Below are 25,727 nucleotides of genomic sequence, written 5' to 3'. Positions count from 1 at the left end.
TGCGCCCACTTCACCTCTCCCCGTAAACGGGGAGAGGTGAAAAAGTCCGATCCGCTCCAGACCTAAATAAAATCATCAGCGCGCATCCAGTGCGGCGCGTTTGGCGACATGCCGTTGCAGCAGCCACAGCAGCGGCGCGTAGATCAACGTCATGAACAGGCCGAAAAACGTGCCGATACTCGGAATGCCGTGGAGTATCACGGAATAGAGTTCCGCCAACCCGCCCAGAACAATCATGAGCGTCAGTATCGAAAACCGTTCGCTGTGGCGTTCGGCATGGGGAATGGAGATCAGGAGCACGAACCCCATTCCGATCAGCATTCCCGAAACAAGCCGGAAATAGTTATCGACGGTGATGGTGCCGATACCGTGCAGGAACTGCACGCCAAGGATCACGCCGCACAGCCCGAGACCGAGCAGCACCAGCGCGCTGAAAGCAGTGGCAAGCTGGAGAAAAAGCCGTTCCATGGCGCACCGGTTGATTTGGGATCTTCAGCCGAACCATATATGAGAAGCAGCGGCGATGGCGACAGACGTTCGCCGCGAAACGCCGCATTATTTGTCGTCATAAAGGCCGCGAGTCAGCTATGCATATGCGCTCCGCTTGCGGCACCTTATCCGCTTGCGCAGGGCTTCATTTAAAGTATCCAGCACATCACGATGACCACCTTCACGCCCCATCAGGATCAGGCGCTTCGCGCCGTCGCCGACTGGCTCAAGGCCAAGCCGGGCAAGAACGGCACGCCGCCGGTGTTCCGGCTGTTCGGCTTTGCCGGCACCGGCAAGACCACCCTGGCGCGGCATATCGCGGACGGCGTCAACGGCAACGTGAAATTCGCCGCGTTCACCGGCAAGGCCGCGCTGGTGATGCGCAACAAGGGCTGCGACAACGCCTCCACGATCCATTCGCTGATCTATCGCACCCGCGAATCCGGCGAGGAGCAGCCGAGCTTCGAATTGTGGGACGACGCGCCCGCCTCCAAGGCCAAGCTGATCGTGATCGACGAATGTTCGATGGTGGACGCCGAGTTGGGCCGCGACCTGATGTCGTTCGATTGCCCTTTGCTGGTGCTGGGCGATCCGGCGCAGTTGCCGCCGATCCAGGGCGGCGGATTTTTCACCGATGCAGAACCCGACGCGATGCTGACCGAGGTTCACCGTCAGGCGCAGGACGATCCGATCGTGCGGATGTCGATGGCCGTGCGCGAAGGGCGCGCGCTTGATCTCGGCACCTTCGGCGAAAGCGAAGTCGTGCGGCGCGACGCGCTCGATCCGGATCGCGTGATGGCGGCGGATCAGGTGCTTGTCGGCCGCAACAACACCCGGCGCGCCTACAACATGCGGGTTCGGCAGAAGCAGAACATCGAAGATCCGTTGCCGGTGGCCGGCGACAAGCTGGTCTGCCTGCGCAACAATCGCAAGAAGGCGCTGTTCAACGGCGGGCTGTGGCGGGTGAAGTCGCGCACGCCGTCGAAGTCGAAGATCCTCACCATGCGGCTGTCGCCGGACGAGGAATTCGGCGCGAAAGTCACCAAGGTCTCGGTGCGTCAGGACTGCTTCGGCGGCGGCATCGAGGACATTCCGTGGGAACAGCGCCGCCCCTATGACGAGTTCGACTACGGCTACGTGCTGACCGTCCACAAGTCCCAGGGCTCGCAGTGGAACGACGTCGTGCTGTTCGACGAAAGCTTCGCCTTCCAGGACAGCCGCGCCCGCTGGCTCTACACCGGCATCACCCGCGCCGCGAAACGGTTAACGGTGGTTGTCTGATACTTTTTGCCGATGCCCATTTCGCATCGCAAAATGCAATTTTCTTGAGCAATCCTCGCATTAGCACCTATGGTCAACCCAAGCCGGCCGCAGATGCCGGCTTCGCCGTGGGGGCATGGCGCACGCGGGCTGAGGAACGCCGGGGGATGACCGATTCAGTAAGTGGCGGGCTGGATATTTCCGGCCGCGATCTCGCTGGCAGCCTGCTGAAGCGGTGCGCCCGCTGGCTCGGCCAATACAGCCCATACGACATCGCCTCCTGCGCCGCGCTGGCGGCACTTGTCATTCTTGCGATCTGGACCTTCCAGGACTACGCGATCTCCAATGACGAAGGCGTGCAGCACCGCTACGGCGAACTGATCGTCGCCTATTACAAAAGCGGCTTCACCGACCAGTCGCTGTTCAAGCTCGACAACCTCTATCTCTACGGCGGGCTGTTCGACCTCCTTGGGCTCGGGATGAGCTACATCGTCCCCGTCGACCCGTATGAACTGCGCCATCTGCTGTGCGCGCTGATCGGCATCGGCGGCATCGGCGCCGCGGCCGCCACCACGCGGCTGATCGCGACGCCGCGCGCCGCCTTCTTCACCATCGTGGCGCTGACGCTGTGCGGCTCGTGGTACGGCGCGATGTTCAATCACACCAAGGGCATTCCGCTCGCCGCCTTCATGGCCGGCGCCATGTACTTCCTGATCCGCGCCAGCCGCGACCTGCCGACGCCGCGCATGCGCGATGTGATCGGCTTCGGAATCATGACCGGCGCGGCGCTGGGCACCAAATCGCTGAGCCTGCTTCTGGTCGGATATTTCGGCCTCGTGATCCTGATGAACGTGCCCCGGCCGGTGATGGGCCACTGGCAGGAGCGCACCCGGTTCGTGATGCGATCGGCGCTGTGGTTCGTGCCCGCGCTGGTAATCGCCTATCTCATCATGGCCGTGACGTGGCCATGGGCCGCTCTGTCGCCGCTCAATCCGATCCGCGGGCTGATGTCGTTCGGCGAATTCCACTATCACATCCGCACCATTCTGTTCGGCCAGACCTACGAGATGGCGGAGGTGCCGCGCTATTACGTGCCGACTTACATCGCCATCCGCCTGCCGCTGCTGACGCTCGGCGGAGTGCTGCTTGCGCTGGCGCTGCTTCTGCTTCCAGAGCGCGCCGGCGGTTTCAGCGGCGGGCGCCGCCGCGAAGTTGGCATCGTCGCCTTCGCCGCGATCTTTCCGGTCGCGTGCCAGGTCGCCGCGGAAGGACCGGCGCTCGACGGCTGCCGCCATTTCCTGTTCGTGTTTCCCGCCATCGCAGTGCTTGCCGGCATCGGCCTCAGCGCATCGGTCGGCGCGCTGGCGGGATTTCACCGCGGCACCGTGGTGGTCTGGCTCGCCGTCGTCACCACCTGCTACACCTGGACGGCGGGCAAGCTGTATAACCTGCACCCTTACGAGTACCTCTATTACAATCAGCTCGTCGGCGGGCTGGAAGGCGCGTCGCGGCGTTTCGTCACCGACTACTGGGTCAACATCATGCCGGAGGCCGTCGAGGAATTGCACGACTTCCTCGACCGCACCGAACCCGCCACCGCGAAGACCAGCATCTATCGCGTCGCGGTGTGCGGCGAGCGCGTCTCTTATGAAGAGTATGCGCGGCCAAACCTGCAATGGCTCAAGATGTATGACTGGCGCTTCGCCGATTTCTACATCGCGCCGACGCACATGAACTGCGACCGCGTCCTCGCCGGCAAGGTCATCGGCAGAATCGAGCGCCTGGGCGTGACCATCGGCGTCATCAAGGATCGCCGCGCCGTGCGAGAGCGCGAGGAATAAAGTACCGCTTGAACGGCTGCGCGCGCGATATGCGGCATTCGATGTTGATTATTAACCGGTGTTTCGTGAAATAGGCGCGATAGTCGGGAACGCTTCGCGCCGCGAAGGGTTACCGTTTATCCGCCTCCGCGATCATTCACCCGCGCAACGCCGCGTCTTCGACGCATCCCCACCTGAAATGCCAAGAAAAGGAAAAGATATGCGAACAGCAAAACTTCTCGCGGCCGTTCTGCTTGCCGGTTCGGCAGCCCTCGCCGTCTCGCAGCCCGCAGCCGCGGCGCCGCTGATGAACAGCACAATGCTGTCCGGCGCGACCTCAGGCAATGTTGAGAACGTGCAGTACTATCCCGTTCGCCGCTACGGCTACGGCCCCCGTTATGGCTATCGCGGCGGGTACTATCGCCGCGGCTACGGCAGCACGGCAGCGGGTGTCGGCATCGGTCTCGCCGCCGGCGCGATCATCGGCGGCGCCATTGCGTCGTCGCAGGCGCAGGCCCAGCAGAACCACGCTTACTGTTCGCAGCGCTATCGCTCCTACGATCCCGCGTCGGGCACCTATCTCAACAACGACGGCAACCGTTATCCTTGCCCGTAGGTTCTCGCCCCTGGGCGATCACCATCAGAACCGCGAGACATCCATCTCGCGGTTTTTTGTTGGCCTGATGCCGCAATGGCTGGCGAGCCGCGCATCGCTCGGCTAGGCTTCGCCGCCAACAAGAATAATTGCCGGGGAAATGCCATGATCATCCGCACCCACGCCGCACGATATGCCGTTGTCCTGCTTACGCTTACGGGAGTGAACATGCTGCCTTCCACTGGACTGGATGCGCAAACCGCCCAGCCGCTTCCGACCGCGGCGCAGACCGATCCGAAGACGCTCGGCATGATGCAGGGTTTTCCGCCGCCGCCGGACAAGACCATCCGCTTTATCGATGGCTCGTCGTCGCGCTTCCCGAACACGCGCTGGTCGTTCAGCCACTTCCGCGAACTGGTGCCGACCGCGACCGTCTCGCGTGGCGAAGGACCCGTCGTGCCGCTGCCGCGCGCCGAACGCGATCTCGGCGGCGTCGCCATGACGACGATGGACGGCAAGGCGATCACCTTCAACGACGCGATGCAGCTGACCTATACCGACGGCATCGTGGTGCTGCACAAGGGCAGGATCGTCTATGAAAAGTATTTCGGCGAAGGCAGCCCGCAGCTGCCGCACATCGCGTTCTCGGTGACGAAGTCCTTTGTCGGCACGCTGGCGGCGGTGCTCGCGGCAAACGGCAAGCTCGATCCCGCGGCCCCCGTCACCAGGTATGTGCCCGAACTGAAGGACACCGCCTATGGCGACGCCACGGTGCGCCAGGTGATGGACATGACCATCGGCGTGAAGTTCTCGGAGAACTATTCCGATCCCAACGCCGAGGTGTTCGATTATGCCCGCGCCGGCGGCATGATGCCCATCGCTCCCGGCTATCAGGGACCGCGCAGCTTCTACGACTTCCTCGTCAAGCTGAACAAGGAAGGCGAACACGGCCAGGCCTTCGCCTACAAAACCGCGAACGCCGAAGTGCTGGCCTGGATCGTCAAGCGTGCCTCCGGCCAGTCTCTGGCCGCGCTGCTGTCGTCGGAAATCTGGTCGAAGCTCGGCGCCGAACAGGACGGTTACTTCATGGTCGACAGCGTCGGCACCGAATCCGGCGGCGGCGGGTTCAACACCGCGCTGCGCGACCTCGCACGCGTCGGCGAGATGATGCGCAACAAGGGCAAGTTCAACGGCCAGCAGGTCATTCCCGAAGCCGCCGTCGCCGACGTGACACAGGGCGGCAAGAAGGACGACTTCGCCAAGGCCGGTTACACACTGCTGAAAGGCTGGTCCTATCGGGACATGTGGTGGATCACCCACAACGAGCATAACGCCTATACGGCGCGCGGCATTTACGGCCAGAGCATCTATGTCGATCCGACCGCCGAGATGGTGGTCGCCCGCTACGCCTCGCATCCGATGGCGGCCAACGCCGCCAACGATCCGGTCTCGCTGCCGATGTACATGGCGCTGGCGAAGGAGCTGATGAAGTAGGCGCAGTCTAATGCGCCCTGGCACAGCGAATCCAGGAAACGGCGCGGCACTTCCTTTTTCCCCTCTCCCCTTGTGGGAGAGGGTGGCGAGATTGAGTGAAACGAAATCGAGCCGGGTGAGGGGTTAGACCTGTCGTCAACATCGATACCCCTCACCCGCTTCGCGGCTGCGCCGCTCAGCACCCTCTCCCACAAGGGGAGAGGGAAGACAGAGCATCGAACCCACCATTTCGACTCGCGACTGCGCTAGGCCACATCCCGGCGCGGCGTGATGCTCACGGCGTGCGCGGACACCGCATCCAGCATCTGCCGCAACTCCTCCTCGAGAAATTCATTGGCGATGATCAGCGCCTTGAGCGCGCCGCGCAGATCGCCGCCGCAGGTCGCGATCGCGCTGTCTACAGCGCGGTCGTAACGGTCGATGTCCTGCTGGGTGGCCGGTGTGAACATGATTGGCTCTCCGATGCTGGCAGAGATTTCGGCACACCGGACACATCGCCCGGCGAGTCGCGGTCTGATCTTCATGTTCCCTATTTGTTCTTTAGGGTGGCGAGATGTCAAGAGCCGGTCCGGTTTACCCACCGTGAGAACCCGTAGCCCGGCGTGCGGCAATTTCCCTGCCCGTCAATCCGGGATGCGCCGAAGCCTGACCGGCAGCGCGATTTCCTCCCTCCGTCGTTCCGGGGCGCGCCGAAGCCTGACCGGCAGCGCGATTTCCTCCCTTCGTCATTCCGGGGCGCGCGAAGCGCGAACCCGGAATCCATGACGCGGACATCTCGTGAGTGATTGTGGATTCCGGGTTCGCTCGCAAGTGTGCGCGCATCCCGGAATGACGGAGGGTAATATTGAGCATGCGTAATCAAGCGTAGCCCGGATGAAGCGGGACAGCGCCACACACGCGATGTCGTCCCCGCGAAAGCGGGGACCCATAACCACCTTCCTCGCTGAGAATCAGGGAAAGAGTTGACCCGCTATCGCGACAGCATCGAGTGCTCAGGGAGTATGGGTCCCCGCTTTCGCGGGGACGACGTGGGTGAGATTGTGCGTAATGTCTCAACACGCGTGATCGTCATCCTGAGGTGCGCGCTCTTGCGCGCCTCGAAGGAGGACGGGGACGTCCGCGCGCTCTGCCGTGCATCCTTCGAGGCTCGCCGCAAACGCGGCTCGCACCTCAGGATGACGCGATACTTGACATTCTTTTACATAGGAATATATTCTTGTCGTCCTGGTCGCGAGGGGCGCTTCTCGAGGGCGCTTGTGAAGCGGAGCAGGATGCGGCGCCTGCGCGCGTGTCTCGCACACACGTCGTCCGGGAGGCTGGGGTCAGCGTCCGGGCCAACTACGTGGCTCTGCCTTCAGTGGCTGGACGCGGACAGGTACGAACGCGGCGAAAGCCGCCGGATCGGGGCGTGAAAGCGTCCGTCCTGTCCCGGAAGCACGCTCCCCTCGCCAAAAATCGCCGCCAAATAGCAGTCAAGCTTGCGCAGACTGCGCAAACCTGACTGTGGAGCGCCGTGAGGCGATGCGCTTCCTCACCGCAAGAGGAAGCGAGACAACACATTTGCGCCTCGCGGCGCTCCATGCCCCTCGTCAGGGGCGCGAACGAGGCAGGCCTCGCGCGCGCTGTGAGGGGCGAGACCAAGGGATCAACTCGCGCAATCATGCGCGAGAGCGACGACGCGTGGCTGTTTGACAATTGAATCAGGAATTCGATGAAGCGCACGCCGTTGCATCACTTCCAATCGTCGTCCCCGCGCAGGCGGGGACCCATACTCCCTGAGTCCTCGATTTGAGGGGAGATGCCGGAGCGATCTTCTCGCCACCATCACGACGTTCGGTGGTTATGGGTCCCCGCCTGCGCGGGGACGACATGGAGAGAGATTGCACATGGACGCAAGTACCCTCGCCCGCTCGCGACCTATAAGAACAGGGCGAAGCGCGCAGCCCCTTACCGCTGCCGCGCGCGGGCATCCACGGGGTTTCGGGCCGGAGTTGCAGCCGGAGCAGACTGGGCTGGAGCCGCGTCGCGGCCGCTGGCGCCGAACAGCACGCGGGTCGGGTTGCGGTCGAAGTTGTTCACCGCGCGGCTGATGTCGGCCAGCGTGCGGCGGCCGTCGATAATCAAGCCGGCGGAGCGCTTGTCGAGATTGTCGGCCAGTTCGCGGAACGATTTCGCGGCGGCCTGCAACTCGCCCTTCTCGCCCATCAGGCCATCGACGCCGGCCATGATGCTGTCGATGCGCGCGGAGTTGGCAGCAAGACTCTTCGAGAACGCCTCGATGTTGGTCATGCTGTTGTGCAGGGTCTCCTGGTTTTCAAGGACCAGCCTGTTGACGTTCTGGAGCACGCCGCGCACCGCTTCGCCGATATCCTGGATCGCATTGGGATCGGCGGTCAGCGTCGGCACGCCGTCTTCGGCGACCGGCACGCCGCCCGCCTCGACCGAGCCGCCCTTGAGCGAGACCGACGAGACGCCGGTGAGGCCGGCGAACTCAAGACCGACCAGCGAGTCCTTGCGGATCGGAGCGTTCTTGTCGACGTTGGCGATCACGACCACGCGCTTGGGATCGTCGAGTTTGATGGAGGTGACTTCACCGATCTTGATGCCGTTGAAGTTGACATTGCCGCCGGTGCGCAGGCCGGAGGCCGCGCCCTCGAACACGATGCGCAGCGGAACGCGCTGGGCGGCCGCGCCGAGGTTCTGGAACCAGAACACAAAGCCAAACGCCGCGGCGACCACCGCCAGCGTAAACGCCCCGATCAGGACGAAATTTGCCTTTGTTTCCATCGACTTAACTCCAAATACGCAAATTAATTACGCGATCACGGCCCGGGCGCGATTGCCATGAAAATAGGCCCGCAGCCAAGAATGCTGCGAGGCCAGCATGTCGTCCATCGTGCCTACCAAGAGAACCTTGCGATCCCCTAACACTGCAATCCGGTTACAGGCGGTTTTAAGGCTGTCGAGGTCATGGGTTACCATAAAAACGGTCAGCCCCAAAGTACGCTGCAACGTCATCACAAGCTGATCGAATTCGCCGGCGCTGATCGGATCGAGACCGGATGTCGGCTCGTCGAGGAACACGATCTCCGGGTCGAGCGCCAGCGCGCGGGCCAGCGCCACGCGCTTGATCATGCCGCCCGACAGTTCCGACGGAAACCGGTCGGCGACTTCAGGCTTGAGGCCGACCATGGCGAGCTTGGCGATGGCGATTTCATCGAGCAGCCGCTCGGACACGTTCATGAATTCGCGAACCGGAAACTGGATATTCTGCCGCACATTCAGCGACGAGAACAGCGCGCCGTGCTGGAACAGCACGCCCCAGCGGCGCTCGACCGCGCGGCGCTGATCCTCATTGGCCTTGCCCATGTCCACGCCGAACACTTCGATGGTGCCGGCGAGCTTGGGCAACAGACCGATGATGGTGCGGGTCAAAACGGACTTGCCCGCGCCCGATGCGCCGACAAAGCCGAGGATCTCGCCGCGCCGGACATCGAGGTCGAGGTGATCGAGAATGAGGTTTTCGTTCAGCTTCACCGAGAGATCGCGCACCCGGATGATCGCATCGTCGGAATAAGCCGCCATCTAGTGTCCCGAATTCGACGTTCGCTTCATTTTGCCGCGCGCCCCTTCGCGAACGTCGAATTCGCAAGGACACTAGCACTTTATAATTCTAGTGATCCTTTAGTTCTGACATTCGTAATAGTGATCGCGAAGGATATTGTACGAATGTCAGAACTGGATCACTAGGCCACCTCAGATATTGATCGTCGCGAAGAAGATCGCGAACAGGCCATCCATGACGATGACGAAGAAAATCGATTTCACCACTGATGCCGTGGTGTGCTGGCCGAGCGACTCGGCGCTGCCCTTGACCGCGGCACCTTCCACACACGCGACGATGCCGATCACCAGCGCCATGAACGGCGCCTTCACCATGCCCACCGTGAAATGATTGATGGAAATGGCTTCCTTCAGGCGCGACAGAAACGCGTCGGGCTGCACGCCGCCGTAACCCCAGGCGACAAGTCCGCCGCCATACAGCGCGGCCATCGCGCCAAGGAAAGCCAGAATGGGCATGGCGACGATCAACGCGACGATCCGCGGCAGGATCAGCACTTCCGTGGGGTCGAAACCCATGGTGCGTAGCGCATCGACTTCCTCGCGCATCCGCATCGAGCCGAGCTCCGCCGTATAGGCGCTGCCCGAGCGGCCGGCGACCATGATCGCCACCAGCAGCACGCCGAGTTCGCGGAGCACCAGCACGCCGAGCATATCGACCACGAACACGTCGGCGCCGAACTTGCGGAAATGGAAGATGCCCTGCTGGGCGATGATGCAGCCGATCAGGAACGTAATCAGCACCACGATCGGCACCGCGCGCCAGCACACCTGTTCGAGGTGATGAATCATCGACGTGAAGCGGAAACTGGTCGGATGACGGATGACCCGGAACAGGGCGTTGAGGATCGCGCCCAGCATACCGATCAGGCCGACCAGCGTACCGCCGACCTCGACCACGCTGCGGCCGACGCCTTCCAGCATCCCGGTCAGGGTCTGCCGGCTGCGGCGATGGACAATCCCGGGCTTCACCTGGCGGACCTCGTTCACGAGGCTCGCGTAGTTGGCGGACAGGCCGGCGACATTGGGCTCGACGCCGCCCTGGGTCAGGCTGCGGCGCAGCCGTTCGATCAGCCAGGCCCCGAACGTGTCGAGATTGGAGACCTGCGACACGTCGATCACAATGTTGCCGGGGCGACCGGTCAGCCGTTCGGTATCCTCGACGATCTTTTCCAGGTCGGGCGCGTGATGGACCGTCCATTGGCCAGCCGCGCGCAGCGCGAGACCTGCGCCGACAGGCACCTGCTCTAATGTCGGATTGCCGTTCAAGCCCAACTCCTGCGCCGATTCCGCGTCCGGTCGACTAAGCAACCTATCACGATGCCAACAAACTGTACGGGGATATGACTAAGAGCCACAATTGCGGTATCTGGGCAAGCCCGCCACCACGAAAAACGATTTCACAAATGATGCCATCGCTGAAACTCGCCGCCCGGATCGAGCGCTGGCCCATTGCCGGCGGCTTCACCATCAGCCGGGGCGCCAAGACAGAAGCCGTGGTGATTGTGGCCGAGGTAAGTCGCCAAAGCCGTGATGGTAAGGCCTTTGTCGGGCGAGGCGAGTGCGTTCCCTATGCCCGTTATGGCGAAACGCCGGAGGGAACACTGGAGGCCATTCGGGCCATGCAGGATGAGCTTGGCAGCGGGCTGGACCGGCAGGCGCTGCAACTGCGGATGAAGCCTGGTGCCGCCCGCAACGCGCTCGATTGCGCCCTGTGGGACCTTGAGGCCAAGGTGACGAAAAAGCGCATCTGGGAGCTGCTCGGACGTCCCGAACCCCGCCCGCTGACCACGGCCTATACGATCTCGCTGGGGACACCTGAGAGCATGGCAGAAGCCACCGCCAAGGCGGCCCGTCGCCCGCTGCTCAAGATCAAGCTCGGAGGCGACGGCGACGAGGCCCGGATCGCGGCCGTGCGGAAGGCTGCGCCGGACGCCGAACTGATCGTGGATGCCAACGAGGCCTGGACCGACGGTAATCTGGAACGGCATCTCGCGGCCTGCGCCGCCGCCGGGGTGACCATGATCGAGCAGCCCCTGCCCGCCGGACACGATCAGGCGCTGGCGCGCATCAAGCGGCCCGTCTCGGTATGCGCCGACGAAAGCGTGCATGACCGCGCTTCGCTGGAAGGGCTGTGCGAACGCTACGACGCCATCAACATTAAGCTCGACAAGACCGGCGGTCTCACCGAAGCGCTGGCGATGGCTGAGGCAGCGCAGGCGCTTGGATTTGACCTCATGGTCGGCTGCATGGTCGCCACATCGCTGGCGATGGGGCCCGCACTGATGATCGCGCAGGGCGCGCGAGTGATTGATCTCGACGGACCATTGCTGCTGGCGAAGGACCGCGACAACGGGCTGCGTTATGATGGCAGCACGGTCTATCCGCCGAGCGTCGAGCTCTGGGGTTAGTCCGTCACCACCTGGTGCGCATCGAGGCGCTGGCGCGCGGCGACCATGACGAGGCCACCCACGAACGCCATCACGGCCATCGCGTAGTAGACGCCCTCGCCGACCCGCGCATAGATCAATCCGGACAGCATCATGGTCAGGCTGGTCACCGCCCCCTGCGAAGCCACCATGTAGCCCTGCGCGCTGGCGAGCATATGATGGGGCACGTTGCGGACCATCAGAGCGACGGTGCCGACCTGCGTGATCCCGAAGGTCAGTCCGTGCATCACCTGCACCGCCGTGAGCACCTCGATCCGCGGCTCCTGCGCTGTGATAGTCCAGCGCACCACCGCGCTCACTGCACCGATCAGGACCATGGCCGTCGGCGACAGCGTGAGGCGCGGCGAGATCGCGAACACCACGATCTCAGCGACCACCCCGAGCGACCACAGAGCCGCGATGGTGAATCCACCGAAGCCGGCGTTCTGCCAGGTGATCGAGGAAAACGCGTAATAGGCGGCGTGGCTGCCCTGGATCAGGGCCGAGGCGCCGATGATGGCGAGGAACAGCGGCTTGCGAAGCAGCCCGCTCGCACGCCCCTGCGGCACCGTACCGGCCGCCGGCGCGTCCAGCGGGACGATGCCGAGACCGACGAACGCGCTAAGAAGCGCGACAGCCACGATGATCCAGATCAGGCTCTGCGGATCGATGACCTTGAACAAAAGGCCCGCAGCCATCGCGAACACCACGAAAGACGCGGACCCCCATAGCCGCATCTGCGCGTAGTCGAGCCCATAGCGTGTGACACCCTTCAGCGCGTAACCGTCCGTCAGCGGACTGAGCGGCGTCCAGAGGCAGGCGATCACCATATACACGATCAGGATCGTGAGCGGATCGCGAAGCAGCCCCAACACGGCGAAGCCGACGGCCGTGATGAAAGCGAGCGCGATCATGGTCCCACGCAGGATTTGACGATGCTCGGCTGTCGCCGTGACGAACGGCAGGACCGTGAAACGGGAGAGCGACGGCGCAGCCGTGATGAATCCGATCCAGGACACATCGACGCCGATTGCCTTCAGCCAGACCGGGAAGAACGGCAGGTGGACGCCGATGATGCCGAAAGTCGAGGCGTAAAACAGGCTGATCCGCATGGCAAATCGGCGAGCGATGGATTGCCCGGCCGGGTGCTTTTGTGATTCGCTGGTGAGCAAGGGAATTGCGATTCGCTGCGGTTCGTGGTGACTCTTATCTAGCGCGTGTTCGGCGTATCTGGACATCGCTTTTGCGTGTGGATCACGTCAACACGTTTCTGTCCTACAGGTTTCCGTCTACAGGTTTTCATGGCCAACGAAGCCTTCGCCCTGTCGCCAATCTCAGCCCGCGCCGCGTCACCGACGGACGCGGACTTCGAGGCTATTCGCGAAGCGTTTCTGGAGACCGCGCGCGGCCGCTGGTTTCTGGACGAATACACAAGGCGCAACCGCAACGCCGACACCGCGATGGTGCTTGAGGCCGTCGCCCGCATCGAAAGCTCGCTCGCCGCCCAGAAAGAGGAGCAGCGACAGCAAGCCGCGAGCGAACCGCCGGCGGTTGAACCGCCTTCGGACGAATTGCTTGAGGCAATGGCTGCGGTCAAAGCCATCGTGGCTGCCGCCCGCGAAAGCGTGTCCGCAGCCCTCTCGGGCGCGGCGTTTGAGGAATCCCTGGCGCCATCGCGCAAATGCGCGCGGGTGATCCGCGAGATCGCGTGGGGGCTGCGCGAATCCGGCGCCGACGGGCGGATCTGCTTTTTGCTCGAGTCTCAGGTCGATGCGATCAACGCCGCCTGCGATCATGTCGCGACGGGCGGCATGCGGGACGGCGTGTTGCAAGCCTTCGATCAGGCTGCGCGCGAGATCGCGGCCATTGCTCCGTCCGCGATGGAGTTCCAGGCCGAGGACGAACCCGTTGCGGCACTCCATATCGTCGACCCGGCTCCTATCGAGGCCTCCGATGACGTGCAGATTGCCGCTGCCGATGAGGAATTGTTCGACGTAGCGGTTGCACCTGAGGCCGCATCACCTGAGATGGCGGTCGAAACGACGCTGCAGGCGGAAGAAGGTCCGTCGATCAAACTGTCTGCTCCAGCCGAGGAGATCGCAGATTCCGGGCCGATCGTGGCCGCGCATCTGGAAATCATGCCGGAAGAGCCCCAACCGGTTCTGGAGATCGTGCCCGAGATCGCGATGGCCGCGCCGGCATCGCTCGGTGAGAGCCTGATCGCCAGTGGAATTATCGCAAGGCCCGCGACGCCGCGCAGCGATCCGCTGGCGCCGATCCGGCGGATGAGTCAGGCCGAAAGGATCGCGTTCTTCAGCTAAGGCCGATCCCGCCTTAAGACTGAATGAGCTTCGCGTAGAGATCCGCATCGACATTGCCGCCGGACAGCACAACCGCAACGGTCTTGCCTTTGGCGTCGAGATGCCCTGCGAGAAGCGCCGCCAACGCAACCGCTCCGCCCGGCTCGACAACGAGTTTCAGTTCGCGAAACGCGAACCCGACTGCTTTCGCCACTTCATCGTCCGTCACCGTGACGCCCTGCGCACCGAGCCTCTGATTGACCGCGAACGTGATCTCGCCGGGAATGGAGGCCATCAACGCGTCGCAGATGGTGCGGCCCACGGCGCGATGCGGTTCGCGCTTGCCCGCGCTGAACGAGCGGGCGTGATCGTCGAAACCGTAAGGCTCGACAGTGACCAGCCCCGCACTGGGAAACTTCGCTTTCGTTGCGAGCGCGATGCCCGCCATCAGCCCGCCGCCCGACGCCGGCGCAGACACGATGTCCGGTGCGACATCAAGCGCCGCCAGATCCTCGGCAATCTCGCGGCCGACGGTGCCCTGCCCCGCGATTACCCATGGATCATCGTAAGGAGGAACGACCGTCGCGCCGCGCTTGCTCGCAAGATCGCGCGCGATAGCATCGCGGTCTTCCTTGTCGCGATCGTAGGGAATGACCTCGGCGCCGTAACTCTTGGTCCGCTCGATCTTGGAGACCGGCGCGTCGGACGGCATCACGATCGCCGCGGGCATGCCGAGAATCTGCGCCGCAGCGGCGACGCCCTGCGCGTGGTTGCCCGACGAGAACGCGACGACCCCGGCCTTTCGTGCGGCTTGCGGAATCGACGACAGCTTGTTGAAGGCGCCGCGGAACTTGAACGAGCCCGTTCGCTGCAACACCTCGGGTTTCAGGAACACGCGCGCGCCGACGAGTGCATCAAGCGACGGCGACCTCACAAGAGGGGTCCGTACAGCGACAGGCGCCAGAACGCGCGCGGCGGCTTCAACATCGGCATTGGTGGGGAGAACATAAGGGGTCATGGCGCATGTATAGCGCGCCTGCTTGTCCCGGCAAGATCGACTGAGCCGCGCACCTTCAAATCATTGACAATGCGCCGTCACCCTGAGGTGCCGAAGCGAAGCGGAGGCCTCGAAGGGCGACGGCATTTCATGGCCCGTCATCCTTCGAGGCTCGCCGAAGACGGCTCGCACCTCAGGATGACGGAAACTATGTGGTGGGCACGGATTCCGATGTCAGACGGAGCCGGCGGGCGAGACGACGGCGCCAGCGGCGCTTGACCTGAGGCGGGCGCTCACGCGTCACGTTGTCGATGAAGGCCTGGGCACATGCGCCCCAGCTCCGGGACGCGGCGAACTCCCGGCAGGCTTCGCGCGGGATTTCCAGCGCGGCCAGGCACGCCGCGCGCAGATCGTTGTTCAATGCGCCAACCGGCGCGTCGCCGATTACATCGAGCGGACCTGACACAGGCAGCGCCGCGACGGGGACGCCGCTGGCGAGCGCTTCAAGCAACACCAGACCGAAGGTGTCGGTCTTGCTCGGAAACACGAACACGTCCGCGGCGGAATACGTCTCGGCGAGGGCCTCGCCCTGCATGGTGCCGAGGAACACCGCGTCCGGGTATTTGCGCTCAAGTTCAGCCCTGGCCGGGCCGTCACCGACCACAACCTTGGTACCGGGCAGATCGAGATCCAGAAACGCCTCGAGGTTCTTCTCGACCGCGACGCGGCCGACCGAGAGGAAGATCGGGCGCGGCAGGGCGAGATCGAAATCGCGGGGCCGGAACAGCTCGGCATCGACGCCGCGCGACCACAGCACCACATTGCGGAAGCCGCGCCCGCGCAATTCTTCCGCGAGCGCCGGTGTCGCCGCCATCACCGCATCGCTGGTTCCGTGGAAGTAACGCAGCGCCGCCCAGACCCAGGATTCAGGGATCGGGAAGCGCGCGGAAACGTATTCGGGAAACCGGGTGTGGAAGCTGGTGGTGAACGGCACCTTGTTCTTCTGACAATAGCGCCGCACCAGAATCCCGATCGGACCTTCGGTCGCGATATGGATGTAGTCGGGCTGCGCCTCTTCGATCATGCGCGCAATCTTGCCGGGCCGCGGCAACGCGACGTGCAGATCGGCGTAGCTCGGCAGCGAGATTGTCCGAAACGATTCAGGCGTCAGGAATTCGACCTCGACGCCCATCGACGCAGCTGCTTCCGCCATTTTGGTCAGCGTCCGCACCACGCCGTTAACCTGCGGGTGCCACGCGTCGGTCGCGACCAGGATACGCATCAGGCGGCCTGCGCCGTGACGCGCGGCGCAGTCTGCGGCCGGCGCACCGGATCGGTCCAGGTCAGGATTTCAAAGCGGCCGTCCTCGTGCTCGACCAGCGCCGTGCAGCTCTCGACCCAGTCGCCGCAGTTCATGTAGCGAATGCCGTTCTCTTCCCGGATCGTCGCGTAATGAATATGACCGCAGATCACACCGTCAGCGCCATGACGCTTGGCTTCACCTGCCAGCGTCTGCTCGAACGCGCCGATGTAATTGACGGCGTTCTTCACTTTCAGCTTGGCCCACTGCGACAGCGACCAATAAGGACGGCCGAACAGCTTGCGGAACGCATTGACCAGACGATTCATCTGAATCGCAAAATCGTAGGCACGATCACCGAGATGCGCGAGCCAGCGCGCGTTCTGTACGACGAGATCAAAGATATCACCGTGAATGACGAGATATTTCCTGCCGTCTGCGCCTTCATGAATCGCAGTCTCGACAACCTCGACGCCGCCGAAATGCGTGCCGTAATACGAGCGCAGGAATTCGTCGTGATTGCCGGGGATGTAAATCACCTTGGCGCCCTTGCGGACCCGGCGCAGCATCTTCTGCACAAAGTCGTTATGGGATTGCGGCCAGTGCCAGTTCGACTTCAGCGCCCAGCCGTCGATGATGTCGCCGACCAGATAGATGGTGTCGGCGTCGTGACAGCGAAGAAAGTCGAGAAGGCGGTCGGCTTGCGAGCCGCGGGCTCCGAGATGGACATCGGAGATAAACAAAGTGCGAAAGCGTCGTTCTGGACTACCGTCGCTCATAGCCTGTCTTTCCATAGGCGAGCGCTTATCAGAATCGCATGACAGTCCGATGACGGACTACGCAGCCTGCGAGCTGACAGTTCGCTCGAAACAAACCAGTGTGTAGATGCCGAAAGGCGCAACCTTGCGCCGCTCAACGAGGGCCGTGCTTGCGTTTGATTGCGCCCACGCCTGAAGGCGCGCGAACGGAAATTCAGGCCGCAGGCCGAGCGCACGGGTTTTCTGCGCCGCCCAGCGCTCGACAGCCGCCGCGACGCCGACTTCCGAATAGAGATGGTTAACGAGGATGATGCGGCCACCCGGCTTCACCACGCGGTGGCACTCTGACAGCACCTGTTCGGGATTGGCGACCAGCGTAATCACGAACTGTGCCACCACGCAGTCGAACGTCGCATCATCGAACGTCATGTGATGAGCGTCCATCTGATGGACCGCCTTGACGAACGGATACTTGCCGCTCGCCATCTTCGCCCGCGCTTTCTCGAGCATGGGCGCGCTCATATCGATGCCGGTGATCTCGGTGCTACGGTCGTAATCGTCGAACGACAGGCCGGTGCCGACGCCGACTTCCAGAATTTTCCCGCCGATTGATCGCGCAGCGGCCGCAGCGGCGCGCCGCCCCTTCACCATGACCGGACCGCAGACCGCATCGTAGATCGGCGCCCAGCGGGCATAGGCGGTTTCAACAATGGATTTGTCGAGGTCGGTCGAACTCATATCGGTTCCAGTAAGCGGGTCTGAAGAATCAGATTTTGTTTCACTTATTGGCGATTAGCAGCGGAGTACGACAAACAGGCGACAAGCGCCGCAGGTTTCCGATTCAATTGTCAAACAGCATGCGCGCATGGGGTTTGCCCCATTCGCGCCAACCAAAGACACGCGCGATCGTTCTCGCGCCACGCGCGAGGTGAGCTTTTGGTCTCGCCCCTCACAGCGCGCGCGAGGCCTGCCTCGTTCGCGCCCCTGAAACGAGGGGCATGGAGCGCCGCGAGGCGCAAATGTATTGTCTCGCTTCCTCTTGCGATGAGGAAGCGCGTCGCCTCACGGCGCTCCACAGTCAGGTTTGCGCAGTCTGCGCAAGCTTGACTGCTATTTGGCGGCGGTTTTTGGCGAGGGGAGCGTTCTTCCGGGACAGGACGGACGCTTTCACGCCCCGATCCGGCGGCTTTCGCCGCGTTCGTGCCTGTCCGCGTCCAGCCACTGAAGGCAGAGCCACGTAGTTGGCCCGGACGCTGACCCCAGCCTCCCGGACGACGTGTGTGCGAGCCACGCGCGCAGGCGCCGCATCCTGCTCCGCTTCACAAGCGCCCTCGAGAAGCGCCCCTCACGACCAGGACGAAAAGAATATATTCCTATGTAAAAGAATGTCAAGTATCGCGTCATCCTGAGGTGCGAGCCGCGTTTGCGGCGAGCCTCGAAGGATGCACGGCGAAGCACGCGAATTGCGCTGTCATCCTTCGAGGCGCGCAAGCGCTCGCACCTTAGGATGACGGCGCTCCGCAAGTTTCGTAGCCCGGATGGAGCGAAGCGGAATCCGGGATGAACAACGCGCCCGGCCCCGGATTGCGCTGCGCTCCATCCGGGCTACGCTTGACTACGCGCGCTCGATATTTTCCACCGTCATTCCGGGGCGCGCGTCTTCGCGCGAGCCCGGAATCCACGGCCACCAGCCAGATTCTTGCATCATGGATTCCGGGCCTGCGTCTTCGGCGCATCCCGGAATGACGGATCATCGTCCCCGCACAGGCGGGGACGGTGACGCGTGTGTTGCGGGTATCAAGATCGGTCGAGGGCGTGGAAATGGTGGATCGGCCCGTGGCCATGCCCGACGTCAAGCCGGTCCGCCGCGGCGATGGCGTCGCGGACGTAAGCCTTGGCCTCGCGAACGGCGGTTTCGAGATCATGGCCCTTCGCCAATCCCGCCGCGATCGCCGACGACAGCGAGCAGCCGGTGCCGTGGGTATTGGCCGTCGCGATGCGGGGGGCAGCGAGCCGAACGACCGAGTCCTTGCCGAACAGATAATCGACGCTCTCCGGGCCTTGTCCATGACCGCCCTTGATCAGGATCGCGGGACATCCCATCGCCAGGAGCCGCCTGCCCTGACGTTCGATATCGGTTTCATTCCCTGCGATGGTTTCATCAAGAAGCGCGGCGGCTTCCGGCAGGTTCGGGGTCATCAGGCTCGCGCGCGGAAACAGCTTTGTCCGCAGGGCATCGACCGCATCAGGCGACAGCAGCCGGTCGCCGGATGTCGCGACCATAACCGGATCGACGACGACGTGCTTCGGCGCCCAGCGCTCCAGACCAGCCACGATGGCCTCGATCGCTCCCCGCTGCGCGACCATGCCGATCTTGACGGCCTTGACGTCGAGATCGCTGAACACCGCATCGATCTGCGCGGTGATGAAATCCGCCGGCACGTCATGGATGCCGGTGACGCCTTTCGTGTTCTGCGCCGTCAGTGCGGTGATCGCGGACGCGCCATAAACACCGCACGCTGCGAACGTCTTGAGGTCGGCCTGAATCCCGGCGCCGCCGCTCGAATCCGAACCGGCGATGGTGAGCGCAATCGGTATGCTCATGAACTATTTATACCCTTGTACCAAGCCGCCTCGCCTCACCTCTCGCCAACGGGGAGAAGGAGCAAGGCCCCGCTCGCCGCAACATTCGAGACACAATTTAATGCGGCCGACCAGACCTTGGTCCCTTAGCATACCGCCCAGCAAGCCGCCTTGCCACCGTGGCCGGATTTGGCTCTATTGCGCTTCAAGACAGATCATATTGCCCTGCCGGAGAGACAGCGATGGTGCCCTTCTTTGTCCAGATCAAATGCAAGCTGGGCCAGTCCTATTCAGTCGCCAATGCGATCGCCGAGGCCGAGATCGCCTCGGAGATCTACTCGACCGCCGGCGACTACGATCTGCTGGTCAAGTTCTACGTCGACAGCGGGACCGACATCGGCCATTTCGTCAACGAGAAGCTCCAGGTCATTCCCGGCATCCAGGACACCTACACCATCATCACGTTCAAGGCGTTCGGCGTCTGACGTCAGGCCGCCTTCACCGCTGACGTCACCGGAGCATCCGGGTCTTCCTCGTCATCGGCAATGGTGGCGATGGCCGCGACCGGCGTGTCGCGCAGCCGCTTCAGGCCGAGATAGCGTTCGCGCAGGATGACGAAAATTCCGGCGCTGGCGACAACGACCGCGCCGATCACCACGTAGAGCGTGGGCACCTCGCCGAAGAACCAGTAGCCGAGCAGAAACGCCCACAGCATGGCGGTGTAATCGAACGGCGCCAGAAACGATGCCGGTGCGAACCGGTAACTGTCGGTGAAGAAAATCTGCCCGAGCCCACCCGCGATGCCGATCCCGGCGAGGATCGCAACATCCTGCCAGGTGGCCGGCATGCGCCAGCCGAACGGCGCGGTCAGCAGAGAGACCAGCAAGACCAGCAGCGTCATGAAAATGACGATGGACGATGTCGTCTCGGTCGCCGTCAAGCGACGGATCTGGATCGATGCGCCGCCCGCGGTGAATGCGTTGGTCAGCGCGAACAACAGGCCAATCGCCATCGATGCCGTCAGCGCGGCATGGTCGCGGGCATACGGTGTCAGCATGAGGATCACACCGCAAAAACCGAAGGCGACCGCGGACCAGCGATAGGCGTGAACTTTTTCCTTCAGGAATAGCGCCGCGAAGACCACGGTAATGAGCGGCGACGCAAACGCGATGGCGGTGAAGTCGGCGATCGGAATCCGGGCCAGCGCCGCAAATGTGCAGAACGTCCCGACGACGCTGAAGACGCCGCGCAGAAGATGATCGGATGGCCGGTTGGTCCGCAGCGCCCCCTTGAGCTGCCCGCGCCAGCCGAACACCACCAGGATCGGGATCAGCGCGAACAGTGAGCGGAAGAACGCGACCTGACCTTCGGGATAGGCTCCGCCAAGATAACGGACCTGGGCGCCCATCACCGCGAACATCAAGGTGCTGGCGATCTTGAACGAAACGGCTTTGACGATATTCATGGAGAAAGACGGGAATCCTGCGGCAATTTCGGCCCGACAAAGCACGGGGTGGCGATCCGGGAAACCCCGCTCCCAACATGGCTTTTTGCCGGGGTATGCAGGCGGCCAACCGCCCCGGAACCGGCTCGCCTCAGGTTTTCTTCCTGGGCCGCACCGGTCCATCCACCGCCGGCAGGGACTTGAGGTAAGCCGCCATTGCCGCGCGATCCGCGTCGCTTAGCTGCGACGTGTTCCTGATGACACGCTTCATTGACCCGCCGGCGGAATCCCCCTGCGGCAGTTCACCTGTCTTGAGGAAATAAGCGATGTCCTCCTCGGTCCAGCTCTTGAGCCCCTTCTGGGTGATGTTCGGAACCCATCCCTCGCCCTCCGGATTCGGGCCGCCCGCAAAGCGCTGCGAGGATACGATGCCGCCGAGGAAATTGCGGGGGCTGTGGCATTCCGCGCAGTGGCCCAGCCCGTTGACCAGATAAGCGCCGCGATTCCATGCCGCCGACTGTTTCGGATCCGGCGTGAACGGCTTGTCATTGACGAACAAGAATTTCCATCCGCCCACGAGGCGGCGGATATTGAACGGAAAGTTCACGTCGTGCGGACGCGGACGACCGGAGAGCGGCGGCAAAGTTTTGATATAGGCAAACAGATCGCGAATGTCGTTATCCATCGCGATCCCGTAGGAACCATAAGGAAACGACGGGAAATAATGCGCCCCGGCCGGCGACGTCCCGTGTTTCACCGCGGTGACGAAATTCGCTTCGCTCCAGTCACCGATGCCGTTCTGCTTGTGCGGCGAAATGTTCGGCGCATAGAAAGTGCCGAACGGAGATGGAATGGCCAGCCCGCCGCCGAGCATGGTGGACGGTTCACCCGCCACCGCATGGCACGAGGCGCAGCCGCCGGCGTTGAAGACGGTCTGTCCATTGGCGACGTTGGGCGAATAAGCCGGCAGCGCCTCGGCGGAGACGACCGCTGGAACGGTGACGAACCACAACACTCCCAGGCCAGCGGCAAGCGCAACGATCGCCAGCAGGAAAAGCTTCCGAAACATATGTGCCCCCTGGGGAAACGACAGGAACTAAACGGCCTCGGCCAGTGTTCAATCAGTATTGGAAAGCCAAAAACTAGGGGAGAAAACGATGAACAGCAAAGCATTTGCACTCGGAGCTCTGGCCGTGAGCGCCTGCATCGCACTCAGCGGGCCCGCTTTCGCCGAGAAAATCAGCATGAAGATCAATCTGACCAGTGCCGCCGAGGTGCCTCCCAACACCAGTCCAGGCAAAGGCACGGCCGACGTGACATACGATACCGCAAGCAAGATGCTGACCTGGAAGGCCACCTATTCCGGCCTCAGCGGACCTGCCACCATGGCGCATTTTCATGGCCCCGCCGAAGCCGGCAAGAACGCTCCCGTGGTGATTCCATTCAAGAACGCCGCCAGCGGGGCCGAGGGCAGCGCGACCCTCACCGACGCGCAGGCCGCCGACCTGATGGCTGGAAAACTGTACATCAACATTCATACCGATGCGAACAAGGGTGGCGAGATCCGCGGGCAAGTCACGAAATAGCTTTCAGAGTCCGGTTCGGATCCGAGCATTCAAACGAGGACTTGGGAAACGGGGTGCATCGCCTGGCTGCGATCACCCCGTTCTGGTTTTTGTCGTTGAGAACGGCTGCCCCTACTTGAGCTTGAGCCGGTAGGTTTCATGGCAACCGCCGCATCGATCGTCGATGGCCGCGTAAGCGGCCTTCAGACTATCCGCATCCTTGACCTTGCTCCTGGCATCCGCGATTACCTTGGCGACGGGAGCAACCTTCGAGTCAAAATCGGCCTTGTTCTGCCAGATTTTCGGGGACGATCCATAATCCGCGCCAAAAACGTCTTCCTTCGGGTTTATCGCAAAGACGTCCGCAATCTTTCCAACATTCTGTTCGAGCTGGACGAGAGCCGCATCGATTGCCGCCTGATCGTAGGCGGACTGGCCGCGCACCGTGCGCCCGAGTACTCCGTAAAGACTCCTCGCCATCGTTTTCATCAGATTGTCCTGCCGTTCAGCGACATCCTGCTGGGCAACAACAGCACTGACACCGATCAGCAACGCAATCCCGGCGAGGACTAAACGCTTCATTCGATTTCCTTCCCTGAATTTCCGAACAACTTCCAGAACGCTCGTCCATATCCAGCACTCGGCATGCCGTGTGGCAAGATCAACATTTTTTCCGATACTGGGAATTTTTCTTACAGCCGGTGCTCGCGCCGGTTTTTTGCGATCGACATCCAGACCCGCTCCGCTGTCGCCGGCATGTCGATGTGACCGATGCCGTATTCGCGCCAGAGCCCGTCGATGATCGCGTTCACCACCGCGGGGCACGAGCCGATCGCACCAGCCTCGCCCGCGCCCTTGACGCCGAGCGGATTGGTCTTGCAAGGCACGTTGCGGGTTTCGAACTTGATCGACGGGCCATCGGCGGCGCGCGGCAGCGCGTAATCCATGAACGTGCCGGTCACGAGCTGACCGTCGGCGGCATCGTAAACCGCCGCTTCCATCAGCGCCTGTCCGATTCCCTGCATGGTGCCGCCGTGAACCTGCCCGGCCAGCAGCAGCGGATTCAGCGTCACGCCGAAATCATCGACGATGACGTAGTTCACGACATGGATCACACCGGTTGATGGATCAATCTCGACCTCGGCGATATGCGTGCCGTTCGGATAGGTGCCGTCGGCGCTGCTGAACGTGCTGCTCGCACTCAGCTTCGACGGATCGGACCCGGCGCGCTTTGCAAGATCGGCGAACGAGATCGTGCGGTCGGTACCGACAATCCGAATCGCCCCATCGCGGAATTCGAGATCACCTGCGCCTGTTTCCAGCGCGTCCGCGGCGATCTCTTTCAAATTCGCACCGAGCTTGCGCGTCGCCCGCTCCACGCTGACGCCGCCGGAGGGAATCGAACTTGAGCCGCCGGTGCCCAACCCGGTTGGAATCTCGTCCGTATCGCCCTGATGAATATGGACGCGCTCGGGGGCGATCCCGAACTGCTCAGCGACGAGTTGCGCATACGCGGTCTGATGCCCCTGCCCGCTGGACTGGGTGCCGATCAAAATCGTGACATCGCCATCGGGATCGAGCCGCACCTGCGCCGTCTCTTCGCCCATCGTGCCGCACACTTCGACATAGGTGCCCATACCGATGCCGCGCACGAGGCCCTGCTTTTTCGCGGCCTTGGCGCGCCTGGGAAATTCCTTCCACTCGGCAACGTCCATCGCACGCTTCATGTGCGCGGCGAAGTCGCCGGAGTCATAGACCTTGCCGGTGGCAGTCTTGTACGGCATCGCGCGCGGCGGAATGAAATTCTTGCGGCGGATCGCATCAGGCGTCATGCCCAGCTTGCGCGCCGCGGCGTCCACGAGTCGTTCGACCACGTAAGCGGCTTCGGGACGTCCGGCGCCGCGATACGCATCCACCGGCACCGTGTTGGTAAATACCGTGCGCACGCGGCAATAAAATGCCTGAATATCGTACAGACCCGGCAGCATCCCCGCGCCGCCATGGGGAATGTACGGCCCAAAGGTCGAGAGATAGGCACCCATGTCGCCCATCAGGTCGACATCCATGCCGAGGAATTTACCGTCCTCAGCCAACGCCATGCGCGCGGTGGTGACGTTATCGCGCCCCTGCGCGTCGCCGACAAAGTGGTCGGCGCGCTCCGCCGTCCATTTCACCGTCTTTTTCAGCTGGCGCGCGGCAACCGCTGCCAGCGCGTATTCGCGGTAGGGAAACAGCTTGGTGCCGAATCCGCCGCCGACATCCGGGCAGATCACCCGCATCTTCTCGACAGGAATCTTGAGGACATTCTGACAGAGAATGTCGCGCAGCCGATGGCTGCCCTGGCTGCCCACCGTCAGCGTCAGATGATCGCGCCTCGCGTCGTACTCGCAAACCACCGCGCGGGTTTCCATGTAGTTGGTGATGATGCGCGGATTGACGATGGTGATTTCCGCCACGGCATGCGCGTTCGCGAAAGCCGCTTCCGTTGCCTTCTTGTCGCCAATGGACGTATCGAACAGGACATTACCCGCATGTTCCGGCCAGACCTGCGGCGCGCCCTTCTTCACCGCATTGACCAGACCGATGGCGGCCGGAAGCGCCGTCCACTCGACCTCGATGGCCTCAATGGCGTCGCGTGCCTGCTCGACGGTCTCCGCAACCACGAAAGCGACGGCATCGCCGACGTGCCGCACGACGTCGCGCGCGAGGATCGGATACGGAGGGCCGGTGAAGGGTTCGTCGGGCAGGTTGAACAGACAGGGAAGACCGCCGAGATCCTTGATGTCGTCCGCGGTGAGAATCGCCGCGACGCCGGGCAATCCCCGGGCGCGCGATACATCGATCCTGAATTTCGCGTGGGCGTGCGGAGAACGCAGCACAAGGGCGTGCATCGCCGCCGCCGGAGTATAGTCGTCCGTATAACGGCCCTTGCCGCGAATGAGAGCGTCGTCTTCCTTGCGCAGGACGCTCTGCCCGACACCGAATTTCACAGGAGCCATGATATCTCCGGCTGCAATCTGGAATGTTACTGACATCCATCATGCAGCGGAACGGGAGGAAGCGCAAATGGCG

At 62.9% G+C, this 25,727-nt stretch carries 23 protein-coding genes; 8 read left to right on the top strand and 15 right to left on the bottom strand.

What is annotated here, in order from left to right; genetic code table 11:
* Positions 1-75 precede the first annotated feature (75 nt).
* Positions 76-468 carry a DUF4345 domain-containing protein gene (locus tag AC1Q6J_RS03750; protein WP_492277993.1) on the bottom strand — a complete coding sequence of 131 codons (393 nt, stop codon included), beginning with the start codon at positions 466-468 and terminating at the stop codon, positions 76-78.
* 192 nt (positions 469-660) lie between these two features.
* Between AC1Q6J_RS03750 and AC1Q6J_RS03745 the strand changes: the two genes are divergently transcribed.
* The 4 genes from AC1Q6J_RS03745 (at position 661) to AC1Q6J_RS03730 (ending at position 5,658) form a co-directional block, all read left to right on the top strand.
* Positions 661-1,770: an ATP-dependent DNA helicase gene (locus tag AC1Q6J_RS03745; protein ID WP_492277992.1), complete on the top strand. Its 1,110-nt coding sequence runs from the start codon at positions 661-663 to the stop codon at positions 1,768-1,770.
* A gap of 146 nt (positions 1,771-1,916) precedes the next feature.
* The gene (locus AC1Q6J_RS03740) at positions 1,917-3,590 is read left to right on the top strand and encodes a glycosyltransferase family protein (protein ID WP_492277991.1); all 1,674 of its coding nucleotides are present in this window, start codon (positions 1,917-1,919) and stop codon (positions 3,588-3,590) included.
* Positions 3,591-3,789: 199 nt separating this feature from the next.
* Positions 3,790-4,185: a BA14K family protein gene (locus AC1Q6J_RS03735; protein WP_492277990.1), complete on the top strand. Its 396-nt coding sequence runs from the start codon at positions 3,790-3,792 to the stop codon at positions 4,183-4,185.
* 144 nt (positions 4,186-4,329) lie between these two features.
* Positions 4,330-5,658: a serine hydrolase domain-containing protein gene (locus AC1Q6J_RS03730; RefSeq protein WP_492277989.1), complete on the top strand. Its 1,329-nt coding sequence runs from the start codon at positions 4,330-4,332 to the stop codon at positions 5,656-5,658.
* A 245-nt stretch (positions 5,659-5,903) separates the two neighbouring features.
* On the opposite strand, the gene AC1Q6J_RS03725 is transcribed toward AC1Q6J_RS03730, so the two are convergent.
* From AC1Q6J_RS03725 to AC1Q6J_RS03710, 4 genes are all read right to left on the bottom strand, one after another.
* Positions 5,904-6,107, bottom strand: coding sequence for a hypothetical protein (locus AC1Q6J_RS03725; RefSeq protein ID WP_492277988.1), 204 nt, complete (start codon positions 6,105-6,107; stop codon positions 5,904-5,906).
* A gap of 1,498 nt (positions 6,108-7,605) precedes the next feature.
* The gene (locus AC1Q6J_RS03720) at positions 7,606-8,445 is read right to left on the bottom strand and encodes an MlaD family protein (RefSeq protein ID WP_492277987.1); all 840 of its coding nucleotides are present in this window, start codon (positions 8,443-8,445) and stop codon (positions 7,606-7,608) included.
* Between the two features lie 27 nt (positions 8,446-8,472).
* A complete protein-coding gene (locus AC1Q6J_RS03715; RefSeq protein WP_492277986.1) occupies positions 8,473-9,243 on the bottom strand; it encodes an ABC transporter ATP-binding protein in 771 nt (256 codons plus the stop codon).
* 171 nt (positions 9,244-9,414) lie between these two features.
* Entirely contained in the window at positions 9,415-10,548 is a 1,134-nt protein-coding gene (locus tag AC1Q6J_RS03710) for an ABC transporter permease (RefSeq protein WP_492277985.1), read from the bottom strand.
* Positions 10,549-10,685: 137 nt separating this feature from the next.
* Between AC1Q6J_RS03710 and dgcA the strand changes: the two genes are divergently transcribed.
* The gene (gene dgcA / locus AC1Q6J_RS03705; RefSeq protein WP_492277984.1) at positions 10,686-11,690 is read left to right on the top strand and encodes an N-acetyl-D-Glu racemase DgcA; all 1,005 of its coding nucleotides are present in this window, start codon (positions 10,686-10,688) and stop codon (positions 11,688-11,690) included.
* Here dgcA and AC1Q6J_RS03700 read toward each other — a convergent pair.
* Positions 11,687-12,820, bottom strand: coding sequence for an MFS transporter (locus tag AC1Q6J_RS03700; protein ID WP_492277983.1), 1,134 nt, complete (start codon positions 12,818-12,820; stop codon positions 11,687-11,689). The genes dgcA and AC1Q6J_RS03700 overlap by 4 nt on opposite strands.
* A 189-nt stretch (positions 12,821-13,009) precedes the next feature.
* Here AC1Q6J_RS03700 and AC1Q6J_RS03695 point away from each other — a divergent pair, with 189 nt between their 5' ends.
* Entirely contained in the window at positions 13,010-14,029 is a 1,020-nt protein-coding gene (locus AC1Q6J_RS03695; RefSeq protein WP_492277982.1) for a hypothetical protein, read from the top strand.
* Positions 14,030-14,042: 13 nt separating this feature from the next.
* On the opposite strand, the gene AC1Q6J_RS03690 is transcribed toward AC1Q6J_RS03695, so the two are convergent.
* From AC1Q6J_RS03690 to thiD, 5 genes are all read right to left on the bottom strand, one after another.
* Positions 14,043-15,026, bottom strand: a complete 984-nt coding sequence (locus AC1Q6J_RS03690; protein WP_492277981.1) for a threonine ammonia-lyase — start codon at positions 15,024-15,026, stop codon at positions 14,043-14,045.
* Positions 15,027-15,213: 187 nt separating this feature from the next.
* Positions 15,214-16,287, bottom strand: a complete 1,074-nt coding sequence (locus tag AC1Q6J_RS03685) for a glycosyltransferase family 4 protein (protein WP_492277980.1) — start codon at positions 16,285-16,287, stop codon at positions 15,214-15,216.
* Entirely contained in the window at positions 16,287-17,099 is an 813-nt protein-coding gene (locus AC1Q6J_RS03680) for a UDP-2,3-diacylglucosamine diphosphatase (protein ID WP_492277979.1), read from the bottom strand. The genes AC1Q6J_RS03685 and AC1Q6J_RS03680 overlap by 1 nt, the downstream gene beginning before the upstream one ends.
* Positions 17,100-17,141: 42 nt before the next feature.
* Positions 17,142-17,801 carry a class I SAM-dependent methyltransferase gene (locus AC1Q6J_RS03675; RefSeq protein WP_492277978.1) on the bottom strand — a complete coding sequence of 220 codons (660 nt, stop codon included), beginning with the start codon at positions 17,799-17,801 and terminating at the stop codon, positions 17,142-17,144.
* Positions 17,802-18,860: 1,059 nt separating this feature from the next.
* Complete coding sequence (gene thiD / locus AC1Q6J_RS03670) at positions 18,861-19,667, bottom strand: bifunctional hydroxymethylpyrimidine kinase/phosphomethylpyrimidine kinase (protein ID WP_492277977.1); 807 nt, start codon at positions 19,665-19,667, stop codon at positions 18,861-18,863.
* A 221-nt stretch (positions 19,668-19,888) separates the two neighbouring features.
* Between thiD and AC1Q6J_RS03665 the strand changes: the two genes are divergently transcribed.
* Positions 19,889-20,131: an Lrp/AsnC ligand binding domain-containing protein gene (locus AC1Q6J_RS03665; protein ID WP_492277976.1), complete on the top strand. Its 243-nt coding sequence runs from the start codon at positions 19,889-19,891 to the stop codon at positions 20,129-20,131.
* Between the two features lie 2 nt (positions 20,132-20,133).
* Here the strand turns inward: AC1Q6J_RS03665 and AC1Q6J_RS03660 are convergent, their stop codons facing one another.
* Entirely contained in the window at positions 20,134-21,111 is a 978-nt protein-coding gene (locus tag AC1Q6J_RS03660; protein ID WP_492277975.1) for a DMT family transporter, read from the bottom strand.
* Between the two features lie 130 nt (positions 21,112-21,241).
* Positions 21,242-22,159, bottom strand: coding sequence for a c-type cytochrome (locus tag AC1Q6J_RS03655; RefSeq protein WP_492277974.1), 918 nt, complete (start codon positions 22,157-22,159; stop codon positions 21,242-21,244).
* An 88-nt stretch (positions 22,160-22,247) separates the two neighbouring features.
* Between AC1Q6J_RS03655 and AC1Q6J_RS03650 the strand changes: the two genes are divergently transcribed.
* The gene (locus AC1Q6J_RS03650; protein ID WP_492277973.1) at positions 22,248-22,676 is read left to right on the top strand and encodes a CHRD domain-containing protein; all 429 of its coding nucleotides are present in this window, start codon (positions 22,248-22,250) and stop codon (positions 22,674-22,676) included.
* Positions 22,677-22,787: 111 nt separating this feature from the next.
* On the opposite strand, the gene AC1Q6J_RS03645 is transcribed toward AC1Q6J_RS03650, so the two are convergent.
* Both AC1Q6J_RS03645 and AC1Q6J_RS03640 read right to left on the bottom strand, forming a co-directional pair.
* Positions 22,788-23,237, bottom strand: a complete 450-nt coding sequence (locus AC1Q6J_RS03645; RefSeq protein WP_492277972.1) for a c-type cytochrome — start codon at positions 23,235-23,237, stop codon at positions 22,788-22,790.
* Between the two features lie 110 nt (positions 23,238-23,347).
* The gene (locus AC1Q6J_RS03640; protein WP_492278155.1) at positions 23,348-25,657 is read right to left on the bottom strand and encodes a xanthine dehydrogenase family protein molybdopterin-binding subunit; all 2,310 of its coding nucleotides are present in this window, start codon (positions 25,655-25,657) and stop codon (positions 23,348-23,350) included.
* Positions 25,658-25,727: the final 70 nt, after the last annotated feature.

It is taken from the genome of Afipia sp. MLSD5-FHT05B12, assembly GCF_058793355.1.
Note: the sequence above shows the minus strand (reverse complement) of the source record. Positions and strands in the feature narration are given on the sequence as shown.